The organism is Brenneria sp. g21c3 (genome assembly GCF_040240345.1).
GTDB lineage: Bacteria > Pseudomonadota > Gammaproteobacteria > Enterobacterales > Enterobacteriaceae > Brenneria.
Map to the genome: position 1 here is coordinate 39,127 of NZ_JBEIAB010000018.1, position 21,924 is coordinate 61,050.

The 21,924-nt window shown below is 60.3% G+C and carries 17 protein-coding genes; 4 read left to right on the top strand and 13 right to left on the bottom strand.

The window, feature by feature from the left end; translation table 11 throughout:
- Nucleotides 1–61: 61 nt before the first annotated feature.
- The gene (locus ABRZ28_RS20030; protein WP_319603964.1) at nucleotides 62–760 is read left to right on the top strand and encodes a GntR family transcriptional regulator; all 699 of its coding nucleotides are present in this window, start codon (nucleotides 62–64) and stop codon (nucleotides 758–760) included.
- 17 nt (nucleotides 761–777) lie between these two features.
- Here the strand turns inward: ABRZ28_RS20030 and ABRZ28_RS20035 are convergent, their stop codons facing one another.
- The 5 genes from ABRZ28_RS20035 to ABRZ28_RS20055 all read right to left on the bottom strand — a co-directional run bounded on the left by ABRZ28_RS20035 (nucleotide 778) and on the right by ABRZ28_RS20055 (nucleotide 7,488).
- Nucleotides 778–2,190, bottom strand: coding sequence for an amidase family protein (locus ABRZ28_RS20035; protein WP_319603963.1), 1,413 nt, complete (start codon nucleotides 2,188–2,190; stop codon nucleotides 778–780).
- A gap of 64 nt (nucleotides 2,191–2,254) precedes the next feature.
- Nucleotides 2,255–3,916 (bottom strand): dipeptide ABC transporter ATP-binding protein, encoded by a 1,662-nt coding sequence (locus ABRZ28_RS20040; RefSeq protein ID WP_319603962.1) that lies wholly within the window; start codon nucleotides 3,914–3,916, stop codon nucleotides 2,255–2,257.
- Between the two features lie 80 nt (nucleotides 3,917–3,996).
- Nucleotides 3,997–4,875: an ABC transporter permease gene (locus ABRZ28_RS20045; RefSeq protein ID WP_330521288.1), complete on the bottom strand. Its 879-nt coding sequence runs from the start codon at nucleotides 4,873–4,875 to the stop codon at nucleotides 3,997–3,999.
- Nucleotides 4,876–4,894: 19 nt separating this feature from the next.
- Nucleotides 4,895–5,836 (bottom strand): ABC transporter permease, encoded by a 942-nt coding sequence (locus tag ABRZ28_RS20050; protein ID WP_330521290.1) that lies wholly within the window; start codon nucleotides 5,834–5,836, stop codon nucleotides 4,895–4,897.
- 59 nt (nucleotides 5,837–5,895) lie between these two features.
- A complete protein-coding gene (locus tag ABRZ28_RS20055; protein WP_330521291.1) occupies nucleotides 5,896–7,488 on the bottom strand; it encodes an ABC transporter substrate-binding protein in 1,593 nt (530 codons plus the stop codon).
- A gap of 237 nt (nucleotides 7,489–7,725) precedes the next feature.
- On the opposite strand from ABRZ28_RS20055, the gene ABRZ28_RS20060 reads away from it, so the two are divergent.
- Both ABRZ28_RS20060 and ABRZ28_RS20065 read left to right on the top strand, forming a co-directional pair.
- Entirely contained in the window at nucleotides 7,726–9,225 is a 1,500-nt protein-coding gene (locus ABRZ28_RS20060) for a M81 family metallopeptidase (protein WP_330521292.1), read from the top strand.
- Nucleotides 9,226–9,492: 267 nt separating this feature from the next.
- Nucleotides 9,493–11,106: an EAL domain-containing protein gene (locus tag ABRZ28_RS20065; RefSeq protein WP_330521293.1), complete on the top strand. Its 1,614-nt coding sequence runs from the start codon at nucleotides 9,493–9,495 to the stop codon at nucleotides 11,104–11,106.
- Between the two features lie 825 nt (nucleotides 11,107–11,931).
- Here ABRZ28_RS20065 and ABRZ28_RS20070 read toward each other — a convergent pair.
- The 8 genes from ABRZ28_RS20070 to ABRZ28_RS20105 form a co-directional block, all read right to left on the bottom strand.
- On the bottom strand, nucleotides 11,932–14,319 hold the full coding sequence (locus ABRZ28_RS20070) for a glucose/quinate/shikimate family membrane-bound PQQ-dependent dehydrogenase (RefSeq protein WP_330521294.1): 2,388 nt from the start codon (nucleotides 14,317–14,319) through the stop codon (nucleotides 11,932–11,934).
- 227 nt (nucleotides 14,320–14,546) lie between these two features.
- Nucleotides 14,547–15,086: a HutD/Ves family protein gene (locus ABRZ28_RS20075; protein WP_330521296.1), complete on the bottom strand. Its 540-nt coding sequence runs from the start codon at nucleotides 15,084–15,086 to the stop codon at nucleotides 14,547–14,549.
- Between the two features lie 86 nt (nucleotides 15,087–15,172).
- Nucleotides 15,173–15,979 (bottom strand): N-formylglutamate deformylase, encoded by an 807-nt coding sequence (hutG, locus tag ABRZ28_RS20080; protein WP_330521298.1) that lies wholly within the window; start codon nucleotides 15,977–15,979, stop codon nucleotides 15,173–15,175.
- A gap of 16 nt (nucleotides 15,980–15,995) precedes the next feature.
- On the bottom strand, nucleotides 15,996–17,378 hold the full coding sequence (locus ABRZ28_RS20085) for a formimidoylglutamate deiminase (RefSeq protein ID WP_330521299.1): 1,383 nt from the start codon (nucleotides 17,376–17,378) through the stop codon (nucleotides 15,996–15,998).
- A gap of 43 nt (nucleotides 17,379–17,421) precedes the next feature.
- Nucleotides 17,422–18,168 carry an amino acid ABC transporter ATP-binding protein gene (locus ABRZ28_RS20090; protein ID WP_330521321.1) on the bottom strand — a complete coding sequence of 249 codons (747 nt, stop codon included), beginning with the start codon at nucleotides 18,166–18,168 and terminating at the stop codon, nucleotides 17,422–17,424.
- Between the two features lie 32 nt (nucleotides 18,169–18,200).
- Nucleotides 18,201–18,872 carry an amino acid ABC transporter permease gene (locus tag ABRZ28_RS20095; protein ID WP_319603952.1) on the bottom strand — a complete coding sequence of 224 codons (672 nt, stop codon included), beginning with the start codon at nucleotides 18,870–18,872 and terminating at the stop codon, nucleotides 18,201–18,203.
- A gap of 64 nt (nucleotides 18,873–18,936) precedes the next feature.
- Nucleotides 18,937–19,686, bottom strand: coding sequence for a transporter substrate-binding domain-containing protein (locus tag ABRZ28_RS20100; protein WP_330521300.1), 750 nt, complete (start codon nucleotides 19,684–19,686; stop codon nucleotides 18,937–18,939).
- Nucleotides 19,687–19,738: 52 nt separating this feature from the next.
- Nucleotides 19,739–20,506, bottom strand: coding sequence for an IclR family transcriptional regulator (locus ABRZ28_RS20105; protein ID WP_319603950.1), 768 nt, complete (start codon nucleotides 20,504–20,506; stop codon nucleotides 19,739–19,741).
- A gap of 428 nt (nucleotides 20,507–20,934) precedes the next feature.
- Here ABRZ28_RS20105 and ABRZ28_RS20110 point away from each other — a divergent pair, with 428 nt between their 5' ends.
- Entirely contained in the window at nucleotides 20,935–21,795 is an 861-nt protein-coding gene (locus ABRZ28_RS20110; protein WP_330521301.1) for a MurR/RpiR family transcriptional regulator, read from the top strand.
- Nucleotides 21,796–21,924 lie beyond the last annotated feature (129 nt).

Below are 21,924 nucleotides of genomic sequence, written 5' to 3' on the forward strand. Positions count from 1 at the left end.
AATCGCCAACCGTCGCCTATATAATCCGGACATCACTGATTCCTGAGCGCCATGTCCGCCTATGATAAAACGTTCCCGCTTAAAACCGCTGACGAAAAACTCCATCGAAACCCAGACCACCGACAGTCTGCGCAGCTACATCCTTTCCGGTTCGGTTAAACCGGGCGATCGCCTTACCGAAACCTCGCTGGCCGAACAGCTCGGCGTAGGGCGCGCCACCGTCAGAAGCGCATTTCAGCGCCTGTCGGGAGAAGGCATTCTGGTGCAGATCCCCTATACCGGCTGGGAAGTCTCCTCGCTGTCGATCAACGACGTGTGGGAGCTGTGGACGCTGCGCGGCAGTCTGGAAGGACTGGCGGCGCGTCTGGCGGCCGAACACACCGACCCGGCGCAACGCCAGGCCATCGAACGCGCATACCGGCGTCTGGAAGACGACTGTGCGGCGGGCGATATGAAAGACATCAGCGAAAGCGACATGCATTTGCACCACACCATCGTCAACGCCGCCAATCACCAACGGCTGGCTCACCAGTACACGCTGGTGGAGCAGCAGGTGCGCTTGTACATTATGACCAGCAATGTCTATACCTCCGACGGTCCCGCCGACATCTTTTCTCAACACACGCCGATGGTCGAAGCGCTGCTGGCCGGCGACGGGCCGCGCGCGTCGCAGGAAGCCTGGCGGCATAACGAAACCGAAGGGAAAAAACTGTCGGACTGGCTGAAACAGCAAAACGGGCAGGACGCCGCCATCCGTTGACGCCCCGCCGCGTCGGCTCAGTCAGGTATGCCGGCCAGCGGCAAACGCGGACTGCGTGCTTCGATATCCGCCCCCGCCGCCAGACACAGATCTTCGCGAAAACGCCCCGACACGATCTGAATCCCCAACGGCGTCTTATCGGGCAGATAGCCGGTACACAGGCTTAGCGCGGGCAGGCCGGTGACGGGCAGCCCGATCATCGGCAACTGCGAACGCCATACGTGCTGATAGGCGGCCTCGCCCTGCAAATCCAGATTATTGGCAAACGGCAGCGAAGCGCTGACCGGCAGCAGCACAACCGGGTATTGTTGCAGAAAAACGCCCCATTCGCGGGCGATGCCCAGCCGACGCGACAACGCCTGTGAAAATTCCGTGATGCCGATATTCTCGGCTATCGCTTTCTGTCCGGCCAGCGCGGCGATGGCGCCGGGATCGCCTTCCCGCTCCGCCGCGGCAACCATACCGGCATAGCCATCGCCCATCCACAGCGTAATCTGGATCGCCACCGCTTCTTCCAGCGACACCAGTTCATCCACCTCATCGACGATCCACCCCGCGTCTCTCAGCTTGTCCGCCGACTCAAGCAGCGACCGACAGATTTCCGGCGCGGTGTCGATACCGTCGGGGCGCAGACATACCGCGGCGCGGCGCGGCGCATCGGGGCCATGCAGCGGCGCAGGCACCCACCAGGGATCGTCGACGCTGCCGACCGACATCGCCCGCAGCGCCAGCGACAGATCCGCCACGCTGCGGGCGATCGGCCCGGAGACCGCCATAATCTGGCCGCCGATGGTGCGTTCGGCGCCGGACGCGTTGTAAGCGGCGATGCGGCCAAACGACGGACGCAGACCGTGAACCCCGCAGGCATAGGCCGGATAGCGGATCGAACCGGCGATATCCGTACCATGACCGATGGCGGCGATCCCCGCCGCCACCGACGCCGCCGCGCCGCCGGACGAACCGCCCGGCGTCAGCGCGGCATTACGCGGATTAAGGGTGGCGCCGTGCAGCTGATTATCGGTGAACCAACGGTAGCTGAACGCCGGCGTATTGGTGCGCCCGATGCTCAGCGCCCCGGCCGACAACAGGCTGGTGACCACCGGGCTATCGCGCGTGGCGATCAGGTTTTTCTGCGCTTTCAAGCCGTTGGTATTGACATAGCCCGTTTGGTCCACATTCACCTTGATGGTAACCGGCACCCCGGCCAGCGGCCCGACCGGTTCGCCGGTCGCCAGCTTTTTGTCTACCGCCCGCGCCTGCGCCAGCGTATCTTCCGGGCGGTAATCCACCACCGCATTAATGGCGGGATTCACCGCCTCCAGCCGTTGCAGGCTGGCGAGCGCCACCTCCCGGGCGCTGATATCGCGCAATTGAATCAGACTGGCGATTTCGCTGGCCGAGAGTTGCCACAGTTCGGATGTCGTTTTCATGCTGGTTTCCTTGTTTCATCAGAGAAAGCATCGGATAAAGGCGGTAAGATCGGCAGACGGCGGTCTACGCGCCTGCCGGACAAAAATTCTGGAAATCCCAATTCCGCCCCGGCGCCGCCTCAATCAGCGAACGCGTATAGCTATGACTGGGTCGGCTCAGTACCGTAACGGCGTCGCCGGCTTCCACGATCTCCCCCTTTTTCATCACCACGATGGAATGACAGATTTGCGCCGCCACCCGCAGGTCGTGAGTGATGAACAGGATGGCGACGCCGGTGCGTCGGCGTATTTCCTCCAGCAGATCCAATACCTGCGCCTGCACGGAGACATCCAGCGCCGACACCGCTTCGTCCGCCACCAGCACGTCAGGCTCCATCACCACCGCGCGCGCAATGCATAAGCGCTGGCGTTGCCCGCCGGAAAATTGATGCGGATAGCGCGACATCACCTCTGCCGATAGACCCACCATTTCCAACGCCTTGCCGGCGATATCCAGCGCCTGCCGGCGCGGCGTGCCGAAATTGATCAGCCCTTCAATCAGCGAATCGCCCACCGTGCGGCGCGGATTGAGCGAGCGATAAGGGTCCTGGAAGATAAACTGTATCTTGCGCCGCAACCCACGCATCTCCGCGGCTCGGGTTTTCACCAGATCGGTGTTCCCCAGCATAATGCTGCCGCCGCTCGGCTCCTGTAACCGCACCAGACAACGCGCCACCGACGATTTTCCCGAGCCGGACTCGCCCACCACGCCCAGCACCTCGCCGCGGCGAATGCGGAAGCTGACGTTGTTGGCGGCCACCACTCGCCGGGTCGCGCCCATGAATTTTTTCTCTTCGTAAATCTTGTCCAACCCGATGACTTCGATGGCGTCCGGCGTCATCGGTCGGGAAGCATGCCGGGGCAACAGGCTGGGAACGGAAGAAACCAACATCCGGGTGTACGCCTGGGCGGGACGAATAAGAATGTCGTCACGGCTGCCGCTTTCCACCCGCTCTCCGCGATTCATCACCACAATGCGATCGGCAATTTCCGATACCACGCCGAAATCATGCGTAATGAATACCACCGCCGTTTGCTGGCTGTGCTGCAACTCCTTAATCAACGTCAGGATCTGCTTTTGCGTGGTCACATCCAGCGCGGTGGTCGGCTCATCGCAGATCAGCACCCGCGGTTTGAGGATCAGCGCCATGGCGATCACGATACGCTGACGCTGTCCTCCCGACAGTTGATGCGGGTAGCTGTGGTAAATGCGCTCGATATCCGGCAGGTGAACCGCCGCCAACATCGCCATAATCTGCTGTTTGCGCGCCTGGGCGGGCAGTGGGGTGTGAATACGCAGTACCTCATCGATCTGCTTACCGACTTTCTGCACCGGATTCAGCGCGGTCATCGGTTCCTGAAACACCATGCCGACAGTGGAAGCGCGCAGCGCCCTCAGGCGCGACGGACTGGCCTGCACCACATCCTCGCCGTCCACCAGAATGCGGCCCGCCGTCACGGTCAACGCCCCGACCGGCAGCAGCCCCATAATCGCCAGCGACGTCACCGATTTTCCCGAGCCGGATTCGCCGACAATGCAGACCGTCTCGCCGGCGAACACCTGATAGGACACCTTCTCCACTACCGCCCGACCTTCGCCGGCCTTACCGGTTCTTACGGTAACCGACTGCACGTCCAGCACCGGATCTGTACTCTGAGACGCATCAGAGGATTGAATTGGCTCCATGGATACTCCTGTTCTTGTGAGGCTTGTCGTTCAACCCGCTTTGACAAACAAAGGACGTCAAACCAGGAAGCAACGCATTGCTATAACCGTTTCGCCATGCGGGGATCGAGCGCGTCGCGCACCGCGTCCCCCAGCACATTCACGCTCAATACCGTCAGCGATACCAGGATCCCCGGATAGAGGATCATGCCCGGCAGCATCATAAAGTAGACCCGGCCGTCGGCCATGATGTTGCCCCAGGAAGGGATCTCCGGCGGAATGCCCGCGCCGAGGAAGCTCAGGATGGCTTCGGTCAGGATCGCGGAGGCGAAAATGTAGGTTCCCTGAACGATCAGCGGCGCCACCGTAGACGGCATCATGTGCCGCCACATAATGACCGGCACCGGCGTCCCCAGAATAATCGCCGCCTCGACGTAGGATTCGTTGCGAACGCCCATGATGACGCTGCGCACCATCCGCACCACGCGCGGAATTTCAGGAATGGAAATCGCCACCAGCACGGTAAACAGGCTGGCGCCCGACAGGGAAACCAGCGCGATGGCCAGCAGAATGCCGGGAATGGCCATCAGCCCATCCATAATGCGCATCACAATGGCGTCGACCAGCCGGAAATAGCCGGCGACCACGCCGATCGCCAATCCGATGACCACGCTGATGCACACCGCCCCCAGCCCGACCACTAATGATTGCCGGGCGCCGAACACCACGCGGGCGAAAATATCGCGGCCCAGCGCGTCGGTACCCAGCCAGTGCAGCGCAGACGGCGTTTTAAGTCGTTGCGACGGATCGATATCAATCGGGTTGTAGTGGCTTATCCAGGGCGCGAGCAGCGCCAGCGCCACCACGATCAGCAGCACGGCGGCGCCCAGCATCACCGGCCAGGTCAGCAAACCGGCGCGAAGCTGGGCCGATATCCCGCCCGTCGACGCGGTCGGAACCACCGAGGTTTCTGAACTCATTGCCATTCTCCTGTTCGGCTTAATAACGGATACGCGGATCAATCAGGGCATAGAGCAGGTCGATAACCAGATTGATGACGATGTACAGCGTGGAGAAGATCAGGATCAGCGCCTGAATGATGGGATAGTCGCGCGCCTGCACCGACTCCAGCACCAGTCGTCCGAGTCCCGGAATATTGAATACCGACTCGGTGACCACCACGCCGCCGATCAGCATGGCGATACTGACGCCGATGATGGTGACGATCGGCACCGCCGCATTGCGCAGCGCGTGATGAATCAGCACCCCGCGCTCATTCAGCCCTTTCGCCCGCGCGGTGCGGATAAAATCCTCCCCCATCACTTCAATCACGCTGGTGCGTACGATGCGGGCAATCAATGCGATATAGGCCGTGCTCAGCGCCAGCGTCGGCAGGATCAGCCGCTCCAGAAACGGCCAAATGCCTTCGCTCAGCGGCCGATAACCCTGCACCGGCAGCCAGCCCAGCCAGCGCGCAAACACCAGAATCAAGGTATAACCGAAGATGAACACCGGTACGGAGAAGCCGATAACCGAACCGGCCATGATCAGGCGATCCAGCGGTTTGCCCTGTTGCCAGGCCGCCATAATGCCCAGCGGGATCGCCACCACGATGGCCACCACGATGGTGGAAAGGCACAGAGCCAGCGACGGAGCGAAACGATCGGCGATCATGGCGGACACCGGCGTGCCGGAAATCAGCGAGACGCCCAGGTCGCCGCGCAATAGTCCGCCCACCCAGATAAGGAACTGTTGCAGCACCGGTTTATCCAACCCCATGGCGGTACGGATATTCGCCAGCTGCTCCGGCGTCGCGCTGTCTCCGGCCAGAATCAGCGCCGGATCGCCGGAAGTCAGCCGCAACAGCAGAAAGACGATGACCGCGACGATGCACAATACCGGCAGCGTGGCCGCCAGTCGTTGTAAAATAAATCGAGGCATAGCGATTACCTGTCGTGTTGGGAATAAGGCGCCCGGCGGCAACGCCGGGCTTCGCGGATTTAGTTACCGGTTTTGGTCATATTCCAGAACACCGGGACGGTGGTATTCACCTGATCTTTCACATTCGCTCGCCGGGCGGTCACCACCGAGCGCTCGCCCAGCGGAATGGCCGCTACTTCCTCCAGCAGCGTTTTCTGCAATGCTTCGGCGTACTGTTTTTTGTCGCTGTCGCTGGTGCTCAACGCAATTTTCAGTCGCAATGCTTCCGCGGCGGGAATATCGGGCCAGCCGAACCAGGCCTGCGGCCCGTTGGCCGCGGCGGTGATCGAGCCGACCGGATCGGAGATATCGGCGATGGTGTTGTAAGTGCTGAAGATATTCCAGCCGCCATTGGCGGGTTTCTCTTTCGAGGCGCGGCGCACCGTCACGGTCTGCCAGTCCATCGCCTGCAACTGCACGTTAAAACCGGCCTGACGCAGCGACTGGGCGAATACCGGCGGCATCGCCGCCAGCGACTGGACGTCCGTGGCGTGCAGAATAACGACCGGCGTGCCGTCATAGTTGGCCTGTTTCAGCAGCTCGGCGGCTTTGGCCGGATTGCCTTTCACCAGAAGGTCCGCCCCGACCGAACCGGCATACGGCGTGTCGCAGCCAAAGTAAGCCGGACAGGTGTGATAATATTTGGGATTGCCGCTTTGCGCCTGCAATACCGCCTCCTGATCCATCGCGACCAGGGCGGCCTGACGGATCAGCTTGTTATCGAACGGCGGCTGAAGGAAATTGAGCCGGGCCACATTCTGCGAGCCTTGCAGCTTATATTCGGTCAGCGTGACCTCGTCGTTGTTCTCCAGCATCGGCAACAGATCCATCGGTAAATCCTCGATGAAATCCACCTCGCCGGAAAGCAGCGCATTCACCGACGTCATGGTATCCGGCATGGAGATCCATTTGACCCGATCGACCTTCACCACCTTGCCGCCCGCCAGCCCGCTGGCCGGCTCTTTACGCGGCACATAGTCGGCGAATTTCTCAAATACCGCCTGTACGCCGGGACGGTATTCGCCGGCGACGAAGCGGAACGGGCCGGAGCCGACCGCTTCTTTGATCGGTTCGCCCGGCGGCTGATCGGCCAGCCGTTTTGGCAGCATAAACGGCGCCACGCCGCTGGATTTGGCCAATGCCTGTAGCGCGATGGCCGTCGGCTGTTTGAACGTCATCGAGAAGCTTTTGTCATCGATCACCTGAATATTTTCCAGCAGGCCGTTCATCACCTGCCCCAGCTTATCCAACTGCGCCCAGCGCTGGATGGATGCCACGCAGTCCGCGGCGACCACCGGTTGCCCGTCATGCCATTTCAGGCCGTCGCGCAGCGCGAAAGTATAGGTTTTGCCGTCTGGCGACACGTCCCATTTTTCCGCCATCTGCGGCTGGATGTTATTGTCGGCATCAAGCGCCAGCAGCGTGTCATAAACCATGTAGGCATAGTCACGCACGATATAGGCCGTCGTGATGTTGGGATCCAACGCGCGCAGGCTGGCATGCATCACGGCGTTAACGGTGGCCGCCTGAGCGACGGTTGAAGCGAACCCTAGCGATGCAGCCATTAACGCGTAACGGGCATAACGCCGTAGCGGTAATCTCGAACTGGTCATGTAAAGCTCCTGGATCGTTTGATGGAAATGGCGTTATCCTCTGACGGGATATTGTCGACAATCGACGATATAGACAGAAGCAATTATCGTTCCAGCTTGCAAACCCGAGATAAGCCGATCATTTGCGCGTTACTGGTGCAATTTTGTTCACCTGATTTCGCCGTTGCGCACCGGCACAGTGCAACCGCGCCGGATACATCAGGCCGGTATTGAACCCAATACAGCGAGGAGAAGACATTGCGTATCGTATATGGCGGTTTTGAGCATGAAACCAACACCTTTGCCCCCAGCCCCGCCGACTGGCGGATGTTCGAACAGGGCGGCGGCTGGCCGGGCATGACGCAGGGCGAGGCGGTATGGCCGAGCATCCGCGGCAAGAATATTCCCGCCGCCGGCTTCGTCGCCCAGGCGCTGGCGCACGGCGATGAGGCGATCCCGACGGTATGGGCGGCGGCCAGCCCTTCCGGCCCGGTCACCCGCGATGCGTTCGAGCGTATTTCGGCGCTGATCCTTGAGGGTATCCGCTCGGCGCTGCCCGTTGACGCAGTCTATCTGGATCTGCACGGCGCGATGGCGGCCGAACACCTCGACGATGGCGAAGGCGAATTGCTGCGACGCGTGCGGGCGCTGGTCGGGGCGGCCATTCCGGTGGTGGCAAGTTTGGATCTGCATGCCAACGTCAGTCGGGCGATGTTGGATAACGCGGATTACCTGGTGGCCTTCCGCACCTATCCCCATGTGGATATGGCCGATACCGGGGTACGCGCCTGGAATTTGCTGATGCGGCATCGGGCGACGGGCGACAAGCCGGCCAAAGCCGTACGGCGCATCCCGTTTCTGATTCCCATCAGTTGGCAATGTACCGATCTGGCGCCCGCCAGCGAGCTTTATCAACAGTTGGCGGCGCTGGAAACAGAGCAGACGCATCTGTCCTTTACCATGGGATTCCCGGCGGCGGATTTTGCCGAATGCACGCCGGCGATCTGGGCCTATGCGCCGGATCAGGCGCAGGCCGATCGGCTGGCCGATACGCTGTATCACGCGGTATGCGCCGCCGAATCCCGCTTTAGCGACAAAACCTATACGCCGGATGAAGCGGTGCGATACGCCATGCGTCGGGCGGCGCAAGGCACGCGGCCGATCGTGATAGCCGACGCCCAGGACAACCCCGGCGCGGGCAGTAACTCCGATACCACGGGAATGCTGCGCGCGCTGGTGCGCAATCAGGCGAACCGCGCCGCCATCGGCCTGATGGTGGATCCCGCCGCGATGAAAGACATCGAGGCCGCCGGCGCAGGCAATAGCGTCACCCTTGCGTTGGGCGGACACGCCGGTCTGAGCGACGACGAACCGTTTAGCGCCACTTTTTTTATCGAACGAATCATGTCCGGCCGCTTCAAGGCCACCGGCCCCTATTTCGGCGGCTTCGATATGGATCTCGGCCCCAGCGCCTGTCTGAAGATCGGCAACGTCCGCGTGGTGGTCTCCACCCACAAGGCGCAAATGGCCGATCAAGCCATGTTTCGCTTTGCCGGAATTGAAACCACCGAACAGGATATTCTGGTGGTCAAAAGCGCGGTACATTTCCGCGCGGATTTTTCCGCCATCGCCGCGGAGATTATCGTGGCGGCGGCGCCGGGGTTCATGCCCGTGGATCTGACGACCTTGCCCTGGCGGCATCTGCCTGACGGTCTGCGGTTAATGCCGATGGGACGCCCCTTCCAGGCCCCGCGTTAAACCGCGGCCGGATGACGGCTGCTGCGGCGCCGTCATCCGGCCATTTTCGCTTCCTCGCCCATCAGGCCTTCTCCCGGCGCGCTGATTGAACCGCGGGGAAATTAATGATGCCGCGCCATATTGGTTATTGAACGAGGAACATTGATGCGTGCTACACTTTTCTACAAAATCAGTGTGGTTTCTACTTGGAATGGTTTCAGACCCTCTTCGTGTACTGTCAGTCAAACAAATCCGACAATATCAGGGAAATGAAAGAATAGAGACGTAATGGAAAAAAACAATCATAGCCCCGCCCCTGGATACGTGTATCTGTTAATCGTCGCCTGGTTACTCCCCATCTTACTGGGCATGGTCTTCAGCTATATCATTGCAAAGCAGGATGTAAAACAGGATCTGAAAATAACCAATCTGGTGATCATGCATCAGGCGGAAGCCATTAGTCGGCAGGCCTGGAGCATGGTGGATAGCCTGATGGTTTACGAGGGGCAACCCTGCGAGCGCATTTTTCCCGAACTGATATACCAGGGTACGCTCTCCGCCTACTTTCGTTCGGTGGGACTGTTGCAGGGAGAGAATATGTACTGTTCCTCCGTTTCCGGCGACAGCCTTATCCCGTTAAACAACATTATCCAGCATCCGCTGCCGACCCCGATGCCCGAGCGCTGGAATATTTCGCTGCCGGAGACAAGGCGCGTCCAGAAACGGCCGGCGGTGATTTTCGCCCGACAGCTTTCCGACTCGTTCGGCGCCTTCGCTCTGGTTGATTCGCAGTATTTGATCGACTTTATGAACGCCATGGGCAATACCCGGCAATATCTGCTGAGCATCCGCTTCGGCGACGGCTATAAAATTCAGGAAGGACACGCCATTGTGGATGATAATCCGCTGATCGCGCCAATGTCCGCCGCCGCCGTCTCACCCCGTTATCCGATTAAGGTCAGCGCGGCGTTGCCGGCCTCGGAGTTGGTCAAGTCATGGCGGCGCGCCTTTATCGCCTTTCTGCCGCTGGCGCTGATTTTGTCTGTGATCTTTACCGCCATTATCCGTTCATGGCAGAAACGCAAAATGTCGCTGCGCGACGAACTGCGCAAGGGCATGCTCAACGACGAGTTCGCCGTGCATTATCAGCCGATCTACGATATGACGACCCGAAGCTGTATCGGCGTGGAAGCGCTGATGCGCTGGTATCGGCCCGGCGGCAGAAGCATCAGTCCGGATGTCTTTATTCCTTCCGCCGAGGCCGAGGGCTTAATCATTCCGCTGACGCACCATATGTTCAGACTGCTGGCCGCCGACGTAAAACACTGGCAAGTGCCTGAAGGATTTCATCTGGACGTGAATATCGCGGCCGAGCATATGCAACATGCGGATTTTGTGGACGACATTCGCCGTCTCGCGGAGATGCTGTCGCCGCATAAGATGCGCATCACGCTGGAAATCACCGAACGCAGCCTCATCACCAATACGCAGGATGTGGTGGAAAAGCTGACGCTACTGCGGCGGGAGGGGTTCATTATCGCCATTGACGATTTTGGCACCGGTCACTGTTCCTTGTCCTACCTGCAAATGTTTCCGCTGGATTACCTGAAGATCGATAAGGCCTTCGTCGGAACCATCGACTCGGCCCATAGCGATACGCCGGTGCTCGACGCGATTATCGGCCTGAGCCGCAGGCTGGATCTGGATATGGTGGCGGAAGGGGTGAATACCCGGCACGAATACCGCTACCTGAAGCAGAACGGCGTCAAATATTTACAGGGCTACCTGTACGCCCGGCCGATGGACAGCCGGACATTTATGACATGGCTGCGGAGGCGCAGGGTACGCGCGATTCCTCATTCCTCCCCCGCGTCATCCCCCACGTCATCCCCGCGGCAGTAGGCGGGGAGCAGCCTCTGCAACCGTAAACCGCTATTGACCGATTCCCGCCTGCGCGAGAATGACGAAAAAAGTATCCCGTCATCCCCAAGTCATCCCCGCGGCAGTAGGCGGGGATCAGCTTCTGCAACCGTAAACCGCCATTGACCGATTCCCGCCTGCGCGAGAATGACGAGAACAGTATCCCGTCGTCCCCCGCGTCATCCCCGAGTCATCCCCATGTCATCCCCGCGGCAGTAGGCGGGGAGCAGCTTCTGCAACCGTAAACCGCCATTAACCGATTCCCGCCTGCGCGAGAATGACGAGAAAAGTATCCCGTCGTCCCCGCGTCATCCCCGCGTCATCCCCTCGTCATCCCCAAGTCATCCCCAAGTCATCCCCGCGGTAGTAGGCGGGGATCAGCTTCTGCAACCGTAAACCGCCATTGACCGATTCCCGCCTGCGCGAGAATGACGAGAAAAGTACCCCGTCGTCCCCCACGTCGTCCCCGCTTCATCCCCGCTTCATCCCCGAGTCATCCCAACGTCATCCCCGCAGCAGTAGGCGGGGATCAGCTTCTGCAACCGTAAACGACCATTGACTGATTCCCGCCTGCGCGAGAATGACGAAAAAGTACCCCGTCGTCCCCCACGTCAACCCCGAGCCATCCCCGAGTCATCCCCGCGGCAGTGGGCGGGGATCAGCTTCTGCAACCGTAAACCGCCATTGACCGATTCCCGCCTGCGCGAGAATGACGAAAAAAGTATCCCGTCGTCCCCCACGTCATCCCCGCGGCAGTAGGCGGGGATCAGCCTCTGCAACCGTAAACCGCCATCGCTTGACGCCCTGTTATTTTCCGTCAGGCAACGCATAGGCGATAATATAATCGCCGAGTTTGGTGCCGAACGAGCCATGCCCGCCCGCGGCGATGACCACATACTGCTTGCCGTTAACCGCATAGGTCATCGGCGTGGCCTGGCCGCCGGCCGGCAGACGCGCTTCCCATAGCTGTTCGCCATTCGTCACGTTGAAAGCGCGCAGATAGTTATCGGCCGTCGCCGCGATAAAGAAGACATTGCCGGCGGTCGAGACCGGCGCGCCCAGCATCGGCATGCCGACCTTAAACGGCAGCGGCAATGGCGAGCTGTCGCGCACGGTGCCGATGCGCTTTTTCCACACGATATCGTTGGTTTTCAGGTCAATGGCCGAGATATAACCCCAGGAGGGCTGTTTGCAGGGGATCCCCAGAGGCGACAGAAAAGCGTTCAGCTTGACGCCGAACGGCACGCCGTACTGCGGCTGAATCCCCGCTTCCGAACCGGAACCGCCTTGCTCGCCGACGCCCGGTTGCGCCGGATTATTCGGGCCGCGGGGAATCAGTTGAGAAACGAACGGCAGCGCCATCGGGTTGGCGACGGCAATCTGACGGTCGGTATCAACCGAAATGCCGCCCCATTCGAACATGCCCAGATTGCCGGGGAAAACCAGCGTCCCCTGCTCGGATGGCGGCGTAAACGGCCCTTCATAACGCAAGCGGTGGAACATCACGCGGCAGACCAACTGATCGTAAAGGGTCGCCCCCCACATATCCTTGCCGGTCAACGGCTGCTGAGGACGGAAGGTCAGCGCGGAATAAGGCTGGGTGGGAGAAAGACGATCGCCTTTGGCCGGGCCTTGCGGCACCGGGGTTTCCGGCGCGGGCGACACGGTTGCGCCGGTACGGCGATCCAGCACGAAAATGTTGCCGGTCTTGGCCGGAACATACACCACCGGCACGGTATTACCGTTCTTATCGGTAATGTCCGCCAGACTTGGCTGCGCCGGTACGTCCATATCCCACAAATCGTGGTGAACCGTCTGATAGAACCACGCCAGTTTGCCGGTCGTCGCATTCAGCGCCAGCAGGCCGCTGGCGAAACGCTCCATTTCCGGCGAACGATGACCGCCCCAGATATCCGGCGTCGCCACGCCGATCGGCAGATAAACCAAATCCAGCGCGGCGTCATAAGCGGCCGGCGCCCAGGAGTTCGGCGAATTCGGCGTATAAACCTGCTCCCCTTGCGGGATCTTGTTCGGATCTTTGCTGCCGGTATCGAATACCCACAGCAGCTTGCCGCTATTCACATCGAAACCCCGGATCACGCCGGAAGGTTCGCGCGTAGAGTAGTTATCGGTGACCGCGCCGGCGATAATCACCACGCTGTCGGTCACAATCGGCGGCGACGTCGGCTCATAGGCGCCGGCGCGGGCATATGGCATATTGCTTTGCAGATTCAGCTTGCCGTGCTCCGCAAAGTCGGGACACAGTTCGCCGCTTTGCGCGTCCAGCGCGTACAGGTTGCCGTCGTTGACCGGCAGCAGGATGCGGCGCGAGCAGAGCGCGGGTTTGGCGTCCGTCGCATTGACCTGCGCCGGCGTTTGGTGATAAGACACGCCGCGGCAGGTAACGTGCTGAAATGAGGGATTAGTCGCCAGTTGCGGATCAAAATGCCATTTTTCTTTGCCGGTCACCGCATCCAGCGCGAACAGCCTTTGGTGCGGCGTACATAGATAAAGGGTATCGTCGATCTTGATCGGCGTAACTTCATCGGTGATTTCTTCCGGATCGCCGACCCTTTTCAAATCGCCGGTGCGAAACCGCCAGACTTCCTGCAATTGACCGACGTTTTTATCGTTAATCTGCGTCAGCGGCGAATAGCGGGTGCCGGCTTGCGTGCGGCCGTAAGCGGGCCAGTCGTCGTCGGGTATCCCGCCGACCGGGCGGTCGGCGGCGGCGCTTTGATCCGCGCTCAGCGAGCCGTTAATCTCCTGCGGATCGTTGAATATCGCATACGCCAGCACAATGACGGCGATCGCCAACGAGACGCCCAGCGCGCCGCGCGCCAGCGGCCCTTGACCGGTCAGGCCGCGGTAGATAAAGGGCAGCGCAATCCACAGGCCGAAAAAGAAGGTGACGTCCAGACGCGGCGTCAGCGCCCAGAAATCAGGCCCGACTTCCCAAAGCGACCAGAGCGTGGTGCCAAGCAGGAAAACCGCATACAGCAGCAGCGCGACGACGCGGCGGCGATGCAACAGCCAGGCGGTCGCCAGCATAATCAGCCCGGCGATCAGGTAATACCATGAACCATGAAGTTTGACCAACCAGATACCGCCGATGAGCAGGTAGAGGCCGGTCAGGGCGGAGAACAAAACGGTGAGGGTTATCAGTATCCGCGATAGCCCGGCTTTACGTTGCATAACATTAACCTTACAGAAATTTAAAGTTACTCCTTTACAGGTTACGCCAAATATTAAAAATAACCCTTTGCCGGACGGATATTTATCATCGGTTCACCCGCCGTTTTCCCCCGCCGGGCAGGCGCGCCTTATCAAGCGTAAGCCTGCGGTCGATCGGCCCCGCGCAGGAAAATGTAAGCAATAATGATATTCACGCCGCGCGCCGGCGAGGTTGCAAGGCAAACGCCTCATTCATAGGTAATCGCGGCGAAAAGCAGATGCGCGTCCGCGGAGTCGGGCCGGACGTCGACGGCGCAGTCGTGCCACCATGCGCCCTGTCCGCGCGCGCAGGTGGCATCCCCTATGCGCCAGCGTCCGGCTATCACCCAGCAAACCCCGGCGACGGCCTGCTGCGGCCGTCGGGTGGCGATCACCGTCGCCCGACATACCCCGCGGCGCGTCATAACGTTGAAATCCAGACTTTCCGGGCCGGACAAGCGGGCGTTCACCGCCGCTTCGCCGGCAAAGACGAAAGGCTGGTACAGCGCCAGCGGCTGGTCAAACGCCCCCGGCGACGCCAGCGCCACGCCCTCGCCTTGCAATAGGGTAATCACACGGTCGACCCCCGGAAAAAAAGAGAAAGCGCCGCTGGCGGCGATGCTGGCGATACTGGCGCGCCAGGCGAATGACGCCGCGCGGGGCGGAAAGCTGACGATCTCCCGCGTTTCGCCGCCGCCATTACGCCAGCGCGTCACCGGCAGGCTTTCGGTATCATAAAATTCGATCATGGATTCCGCCCTGTTGGGTGCGGGGACGACGCCGTCGTCCCGATAATTATGCCAAGCGGCCGAGGCGAATGTCCCTCAGCGCGTCGTTACCGGCCTTCGCGGGCAAACGCCAGCGCCGACTGTAGCATGGTCTGAAGATGGGTTTGCAGCGCGCGGGCCTTTTGCGGTTGCCAGCGCCAGGGCGGCGTTTCATCCATATAGCTGCTCTGCGCCAGCTCCATCTGCACTGCGTGTACGCCCTGATGCGGCTGACCATAGTGGCGGGTGATATAGCCGCCGGTATAGCGTCCGTTTTCCACCTGCGTGAACGGCGAGGCGGCGCGCGCGACCGCCGCGATACGCTGCTGCAATGCGGGCGCGCAGCTCGCGCCTTTATTGGTGCCGATATTGAAATCGGGCAGGCGTCCGTCGAAAAACTGCGGCAACACGGAACGAATGGAATGCGCGTCCCACAGCACGACGCGGGGAAAACGGGCTTTCAGGCGCGTCAGTTCCTCCTCCAGCTTATCGTGCCAGGGCTGCCAGTAACGGCGGCGACGCGCCTGCACCTCTTCGGGAGACGGCGCGGCGCCCGGCAGATACACCGGCCCGCCGTCGAACCGCGTCTCCGGACACAGCCCGGTGGTGGCCTGCCCCGGATAAAGGCTGGCGCCGTCCGGCGGCCGGTTGAGATCGACCACATAGCGGGAACAGGTGGCCTGTAGCCACGACGCCCCCATTTCTCTGGCGAAAGCATAAAGCAACTCGATGTGCCAGTCGGTGTCAGGCACCGCCCGCGCTTCAGGCGTCAGGTCGCCGGCCAGCTCGTCGGGCAGCCAGACGCCGGTATGGGGCATGGTGATCAATAAGGGTTCGCTGCCCTGATGGAAAATGAACGGCGCTACGCTAGTCATAGTGTCAATCTCCCGGTCAAATTTGTTGCAATAACTGCCGACGTACATCGACGAACGCAGCCAGCGCCGACGGATGCAGCAGGTGCTGACGATCCACCCGCCGCCGACCGCCGGTCCATACCCGCTGTACCGCCGAGCTGCGCGAACTGCCGAACAGATGGCCGGCCAGAATGTTGTCCGCGGGCAGCAGCGCCAGCGCGGCGTGCTGCGCGTCCAGTTCCACCAGATCGGCGCGCTGACCGGCGGCAAGCCCGGCGACGTTGCGCCCGCTGGCCTGCGCGCCGCCGCGCAGCGCGCCCAGATACAGGCTGGCGGCGACATCGCTCTGCCGTTGGTCGGCGCAGACATTGCGCTGACGGAACTGCAAACGTTGAGAATATTCCAGCATCAGCAGCTCTTCCGCGGCGCTGACGGCGACATTGCTGTCGGAACCGATGCCCCAGCGGCCGTCATGCTGACGCCACTGAGGAAAATCAAACATCCCGTCGCCCAGATTGGCTTCGGTGGTGGGGCACAGTCCGACCACCGCGCCGCTGCCGGCGGCGCGTCGATACTCCTGCGCCGTCATATGGGTGGCATGGATCAAGCACCAGCGGCGGTCGACCGGCTGGTGTTCCAGCAACCACTCGACGGGCCGCAGACCGCTCCAGGCAACGCAGTCATCCACCTCTTTGCGCTGTTCGGCGACATGGATATGGATCGGCGCGCGCGCATCCATCTGGTCGATACCGCTCAGCAGTCGCGTCAGCGCCTGTGCGGAGATGGCGCGCAGCGAATGCGGCGCGACGCCCAGCCGCACCTGAGCGTCGCGCGTCAGCGGCATCAGTTGTTGCCATAGCGTAAGAAACTGTTCGGTGTCGTTGATAAAACGCCGCTGCTTCGCCTCCGGCGGCTGAGCGCCGAAACCGCTGTTCTGGTAGCACACCGGCAGCAGCGTCAATCCGATGCCGGTGCGCGCCGCCGCGTTGATCAGGCTGCGGCACAGCGTCGTCGGATCGGCATAGGGTCTGCCGTCGGGCTGATGATGCACATAGTGAAACTCGCATACCGAGGTGTAGCCCGCCTCCAGCATTTCGCTGTACAACCAGGTGGCGACGATCTCCAGCTGCTCCGGTGAAATCTTCGCCGCAAAGTCATACATCAAATTACGCCAGCTCCAGAAGCTGTCCTGTTGCTGTCGCCGATACTCCGTCAGTCCGCCGAAAGCGCGCTGGAAAGCGTGCGAGTGCAGGTTGACCATGCCCGGCAGCAGCCAGCCGGCCTGTTCAACGTCGGGCGGACGGCGGCAATCCGGGACAACCCGGCTGATCACGCCCTGCTCGTCCCACGCGATCAATACGTCGCGCTGCCAGCCGTCATTCAGCAACGCGTGTTGGGCAAAAAGTTGATTCGTTATCATGATGATTGGTTGCCTGGTGAAGAAAAGAGTTCGGTCCGGCGCCTTAGTGCTGGGACAAGACCGACTGAAGAAATCGCTGGGTGCGCTCGCAGCGCGGCGCGCCGAAAATCTGCGCCGGCGTCCCGGACTCAATAATGCCGCCGCCGTCCATCACCACCACCCGATCGGCGACTTCGCGCGCAAACCCCATTTCATGGGTGACGACAATCATGGTCATGCCTTCCTGCGCCAGCAATTTCATCACCTGGAGCACTTCGCCCACCAATTCAGGATCGAGCGCCGAGGTCGGCTCATCGAACAGCATCACCGTCGGCGACATCGCCAGCGCGCGGGCAATCGCCACCCGCTGTTTCTGTCCGCCCGACAGGCTGCCGGGCATCGCCTGCGCCTTGGCGGCCAGACCGACTTTCTCCAGCAGTTGCATCGCCTGCTGACGAACGGCGGCTTTGCTCATATCGCGCAGCATCAGCGGCGCCACGCAGATGTTCTCCAGCACCGACAAATGCGGAAACAGGTTGAAGGACTGGAATACCATGCCGACCTCTTTGCGCAGTTGGTTGAGCTGCGGTTCGGCCAGCATCTTTCCTCCGCTGATCAGCGGCCGCCCGCACAGCGTGACGTCGCCCTCTTCCGGGTGTTCAAGACCGTTGCAGCAGCGCAGGAACGTGCTTTTCCCCGAGCCGCTGGGGCCGATAATCACCACGACTTCGCCGGGGAACACGTCGAAATCAATGCCGCGCAGCACCGTATTGTCGCCAAAACGTTTGCCGAGACGACGGATGGTGATCAGCGCGGACGCCTCTATAGATTGACGGTCGGTCATTACTGCACCCCCTTCATATGATGACGTTTCTCAAAATAACGCAGCGCCACAACGGAAATGCCGGTCAGGACAAAGTACACGCCGGCCACCACCAGATAGGTTTCCAGATCGCGGTAAGAGTTGCTGATAACCGTCGTGCCGGCCTGCATCACATCCTGAATGGTGATCAGGGAAACCAGCGCGGAGTTTTTGATCAGCGCGATAAATTCATTGCCCAGCGGCGGGATCATGCGCACCAGCGCCTGCGGCAGAATGATTTTGTACATCGCCTGTACGCCGGACATGCCCAGCGAGCGCGCCGCTTCGTTCTGACCGCGTTCGATGGAGGTGATCGCCCCCCTGACGATTTCCGAAATATAGGCGCTGGAGTAGAGCCCGAGGCCGATAACGCCGCAGAAAAAGGACGGCAACATCACGCCGAAACGCGGCAGGCCGTAATACCAGATAAACAGTTGCACCAGCAGCGGCGTGCCGCGAATTAAGGTTACGTAGGCGCTGGAGGCGGCATACAGAATGCGCCGGTGCGGGTTAAGCCGGGCGATGCCGACCAGCAGACCGAGCGAACACCCGACCAGCAGCGCGCACAGGGTAATTTCGATCGTCACCAGCGTGCCGGCCAACAGGGCGTCGCTGCTGGCGAATACCGGCGCAAAGTCGAGGTCTAGATTCATAAAAAATGTCCTGTGGTACGTGGCGGTTTTGCGGGCGTGATGCGACGCCCGCGGCGGTTACGCGTTAGTGGGTGGGAAACCATTTATCCAGCAGACGCTGGTAGACGCCGTTCGCCTTGAGCGTCTCGACGGCGCCGTCGATATCGTCGCGCAGTTGCGTCAGATCTTTACGCACCGCGATCCCGTATTCTTCGGTGGTTAACTGGTCGGCAAGAATCCGTACTCCGCCTTTGGTGCGCGCATATTGGAAGGCGGCCGGCTTGCCGGTCACCGCGGCATCGACGCGGCCGATGCTGACCAGGTTGAACATCTGCTGGTTTTTCTCTACTTCCACCAGACGCACCTCCGGCATATTGCCGTGCAGCCATGCCACCGACTTGGTGCCGACCTGAACGCTGACGCTTTTCCCTTTCAGATCGTCATGGGTTTTGATCGCGGCGTTGTCCTCTTTCACCACCACCACCAGTCCGCCGGTCAGATAGGGTTTGGTGAAGTTCACCACCTGCGCCCGTTCCGGCGTAATGTAAATACCGGAGACCGCGATATCGGCCCGCTGCGAAGTCACGCTGGGGATCAACCCCTTGAAATCCACGTTCGTCCACTGTACCGGCCGATTCAACTGCTTGCCGATAGCCTCCACCAGTTCAATATCGAAACCGCTGAACTTGTTGTTTTCCATAAACTCCAGCGGCGGGAAAGTCGCATCCGTGACGGCTTTAATGGGTTCCCCCTGTTGTGCGAAGGTCAGACCGGGAATACAGGACAGTCCGATGGCGAACAGGGTGTTTAACAAAGCACGACGGGTAACAGACATACATGATTTCCTCTGGTTAAACGACGCGATGGATCCCCTGCGGGCCACAACGTCAAAAATCGTTTAAATGCTGATGAATACGTTCGACGGCCGCCGCCGTCAGGCCAATCAGATCCGCCTGCTTGCCGGCCACCCGCTGCGAAGGCGCCATCAAACTCAGCGCGCCAAGCAGTTTGCGGTTGGGCGCCAGTAACGGAAAACTGACGCCCCAGACACCGGCATCCACTTCACTGTCGCTGTCGACATAGCCCCGCTCGCGGATCGCCGCTAACTGCCGCGCTATCGCGGCGCGCTGTTCGGGATGCGGAAACTCCAGCGGCAGAATGTGGCGCAGTTCGGCCTCCGGCAGATGCGCCAGCAGACACTTCGCGGTCGCGCCGGCCCGCAGCGGCACGCTGCGCCCCTTCTCGAACGAACAGCGCAGCGACTGCGTCGCTTCAATCATGCTGACGCAGATCGCCTGCCGGTTCATCGCCACGGTGATGGCGACCGTCTCCTGCGAGGCGTCCGACAGCCAGCGCATCTCCGCCTGCGCGCACTGCGTCAGCAACGCGGTTTCATCAAACCCCATCGCCAATTGCAAACTCACCGGCCCCGGCGCGTACAGATTCCCGCTTTCCATGACAAACCCCCAACGGCGGAGGATCGCCAACTGCCGGTACAGCGTACTTTTGGCCAATCCGGTCATCTTCATCAGTTCGGTGGCGCTGGCCGGCCGGCCGAACTGCGCGATGGTTTTAAGGATCATCAGCACCCGCTCCTGCGCGCTGATAACGTCTTCCGCCTGACCGGCAGTGGTTTGAGAAACTTTCGGCATCATGCATCCCCGGTATGCGCAGCAAGAAAATCGGGTGACGGCTCCCACCCTGATATGACTAAAGCAGGGGGCGTGCCATATTTTGGGAAATAAACTCCCATATAATGGGAATTAAAATAAATACAATGAATTAACAGGAGTAAAAAAAGCAAAAAACAGCGAAAAAACCGCTATTCGGCGTGATGAAAAAAATTTTCCCCGCGTGGCGATCGCCGGCCGCGGCCAATGGCCGCACCATATTGATGAACGCAAAGCACCAAAATGGCGCACAGGCGGCGGACAGCGATCTATGCGTCTGCCGCCCGGACGGCGCAGAGCGATAGCGTGCGTATGCAACCGCCGCCAAATAAGTGATAGATTTTGCTATACGTTACCCACAGTTATGTCAGAATTTGCCTGCCAAGTTCCAAGCCCAGGAGAATCCCCCGTTAATGAGCACTCAGCAAATCATCGCAAACAGTTATCCGCTGTTGACGCCGGAGCTACAAAGAGCGGCGGAATTTACGCTTCAGCACGCCAACGAACTGGTGGTGCTTTCTATGCGCGCATTCGCCAAACAGGCGGGCGTTCAACCGGCGACCTTGTTGCGTCTGGCGAAAAAGCTGGGGTTTGCCGGCTGGAGCGAACTGAAAAACGCCTTCATTGACGACATGGGGCTTAGCAATGAACCCTACGGCAAAAAAGCGCAAAAGCTGATCGATCAGGGGGAGGACAACGCGCTGTATGAGGAAATATTTAAATCCCATCTCGCCAACCTAGGGCAAACGGCATCGATTAACGCCGAAGCGATGAAAAAAGCGGCGTCCTTGCTGGATAAGGCGGAAAACGTTTATATCTGCGGGTTTCGCGCCAGCTTCTCCATCGCTTATTCGCTCTACTACATCTATCGCCTGTTTAAGAAAAACGTCTTTCTGATCGACGGGCATGCCAGCAACATAGAAATGTTTACCCGCGATTTGACCCCGGCAGACGCCATGCTTGTGATTGGTTTCGCCCCTTACTCGAAAGAGACGGTCAGGGTATTCAACGCCGCCAGGCAGGCGGGATGCCAAACGGTATCCATTACCGATGCGCTTATCTCTCCGCTGGCGCTGGAAGCGGATGCCGCGCTCCTTTTCCACACCGGCAGCCCCTCCTTCTTCCCGTCTGTCCTCTCCGGCATGGCTATCAGTGAATGCCTGCTGGCGCTGTTGGTGGCCAAACATGGGCAGCAGGCGGTGAAAGACATCGAGAACGCGGAAAGTCATCTGATCGATACCGGCGCCTATATCATGCCGGGCAAACAGCAATAATATTTCCCCTCGCCCACGCAGATAACCGCCATGCGCTGAATACCAGGCTAATCAGCGTCTGGATCATTTTTCAGCGCAAATGATACAAATGAATTAATTTTATATTGACCAGTTCCATTTGAATCATGC

Coding starts and splice junctions, on each gene's coding strand:
- ABRZ28_RS20030 (WP_319603964.1), top strand. CDS start 62: ATGATAAAACGTTCCCGCTTAAAACCGCTGACGAAAAACTCCATCGAA.
- ABRZ28_RS20035 (WP_319603963.1), bottom strand. CDS start 2,190: ATGAAAACGACATCCGAACTGTGGCAACTCTCGGCCAGCGAAATCGCC.
- ABRZ28_RS20040 (WP_319603962.1), bottom strand. CDS start 3,916: ATGGAGCCAATTCAATCCTCTGATGCGTCTCAGAGTACAGATCCGGTG.
- ABRZ28_RS20045 (WP_330521288.1), bottom strand. CDS start 4,875: ATGAGTTCAGAAACCTCGGTGGTTCCGACCGCGTCGACGGGCGGGATA.
- ABRZ28_RS20050 (WP_330521290.1), bottom strand. CDS start 5,836: ATGCCTCGATTTATTTTACAACGACTGGCGGCCACGCTGCCGGTATTG.
- ABRZ28_RS20055 (WP_330521291.1), bottom strand. CDS start 7,488: ATGACCAGTTCGAGATTACCGCTACGGCGTTATGCCCGTTACGCGTTA.
- ABRZ28_RS20065 (WP_330521293.1), top strand. CDS start 9,493: ATGGAAAAAAACAATCATAGCCCCGCCCCTGGATACGTGTATCTGTTA.
- ABRZ28_RS20070 (WP_330521294.1), bottom strand. CDS start 14,319: ATGCAACGTAAAGCCGGGCTATCGCGGATACTGATAACCCTCACCGTT.
- ABRZ28_RS20075 (WP_330521296.1), bottom strand. CDS start 15,086: ATGATCGAATTTTATGATACCGAAAGCCTGCCGGTGACGCGCTGGCGT.
- hutG (WP_330521298.1), bottom strand. CDS start 15,979: ATGACTAGCGTAGCGCCGTTCATTTTCCATCAGGGCAGCGAACCCTTA.
- ABRZ28_RS20085 (WP_330521299.1), bottom strand. CDS start 17,378: ATGATAACGAATCAACTTTTTGCCCAACACGCGTTGCTGAATGACGGC.
- ABRZ28_RS20095 (WP_319603952.1), bottom strand. CDS start 18,872: ATGAATCTAGACCTCGACTTTGCGCCGGTATTCGCCAGCAGCGACGCC.
- ABRZ28_RS20100 (WP_330521300.1), bottom strand. CDS start 19,686: ATGTCTGTTACCCGTCGTGCTTTGTTAAACACCCTGTTCGCCATCGGA.
- ABRZ28_RS20105 (WP_319603950.1), bottom strand. CDS start 20,506: ATGATGCCGAAAGTTTCTCAAACCACTGCCGGTCAGGCGGAAGACGTT.
- ABRZ28_RS20110 (WP_330521301.1), top strand. CDS start 20,935: ATGAGCACTCAGCAAATCATCGCAAACAGTTATCCGCTGTTGACGCCG.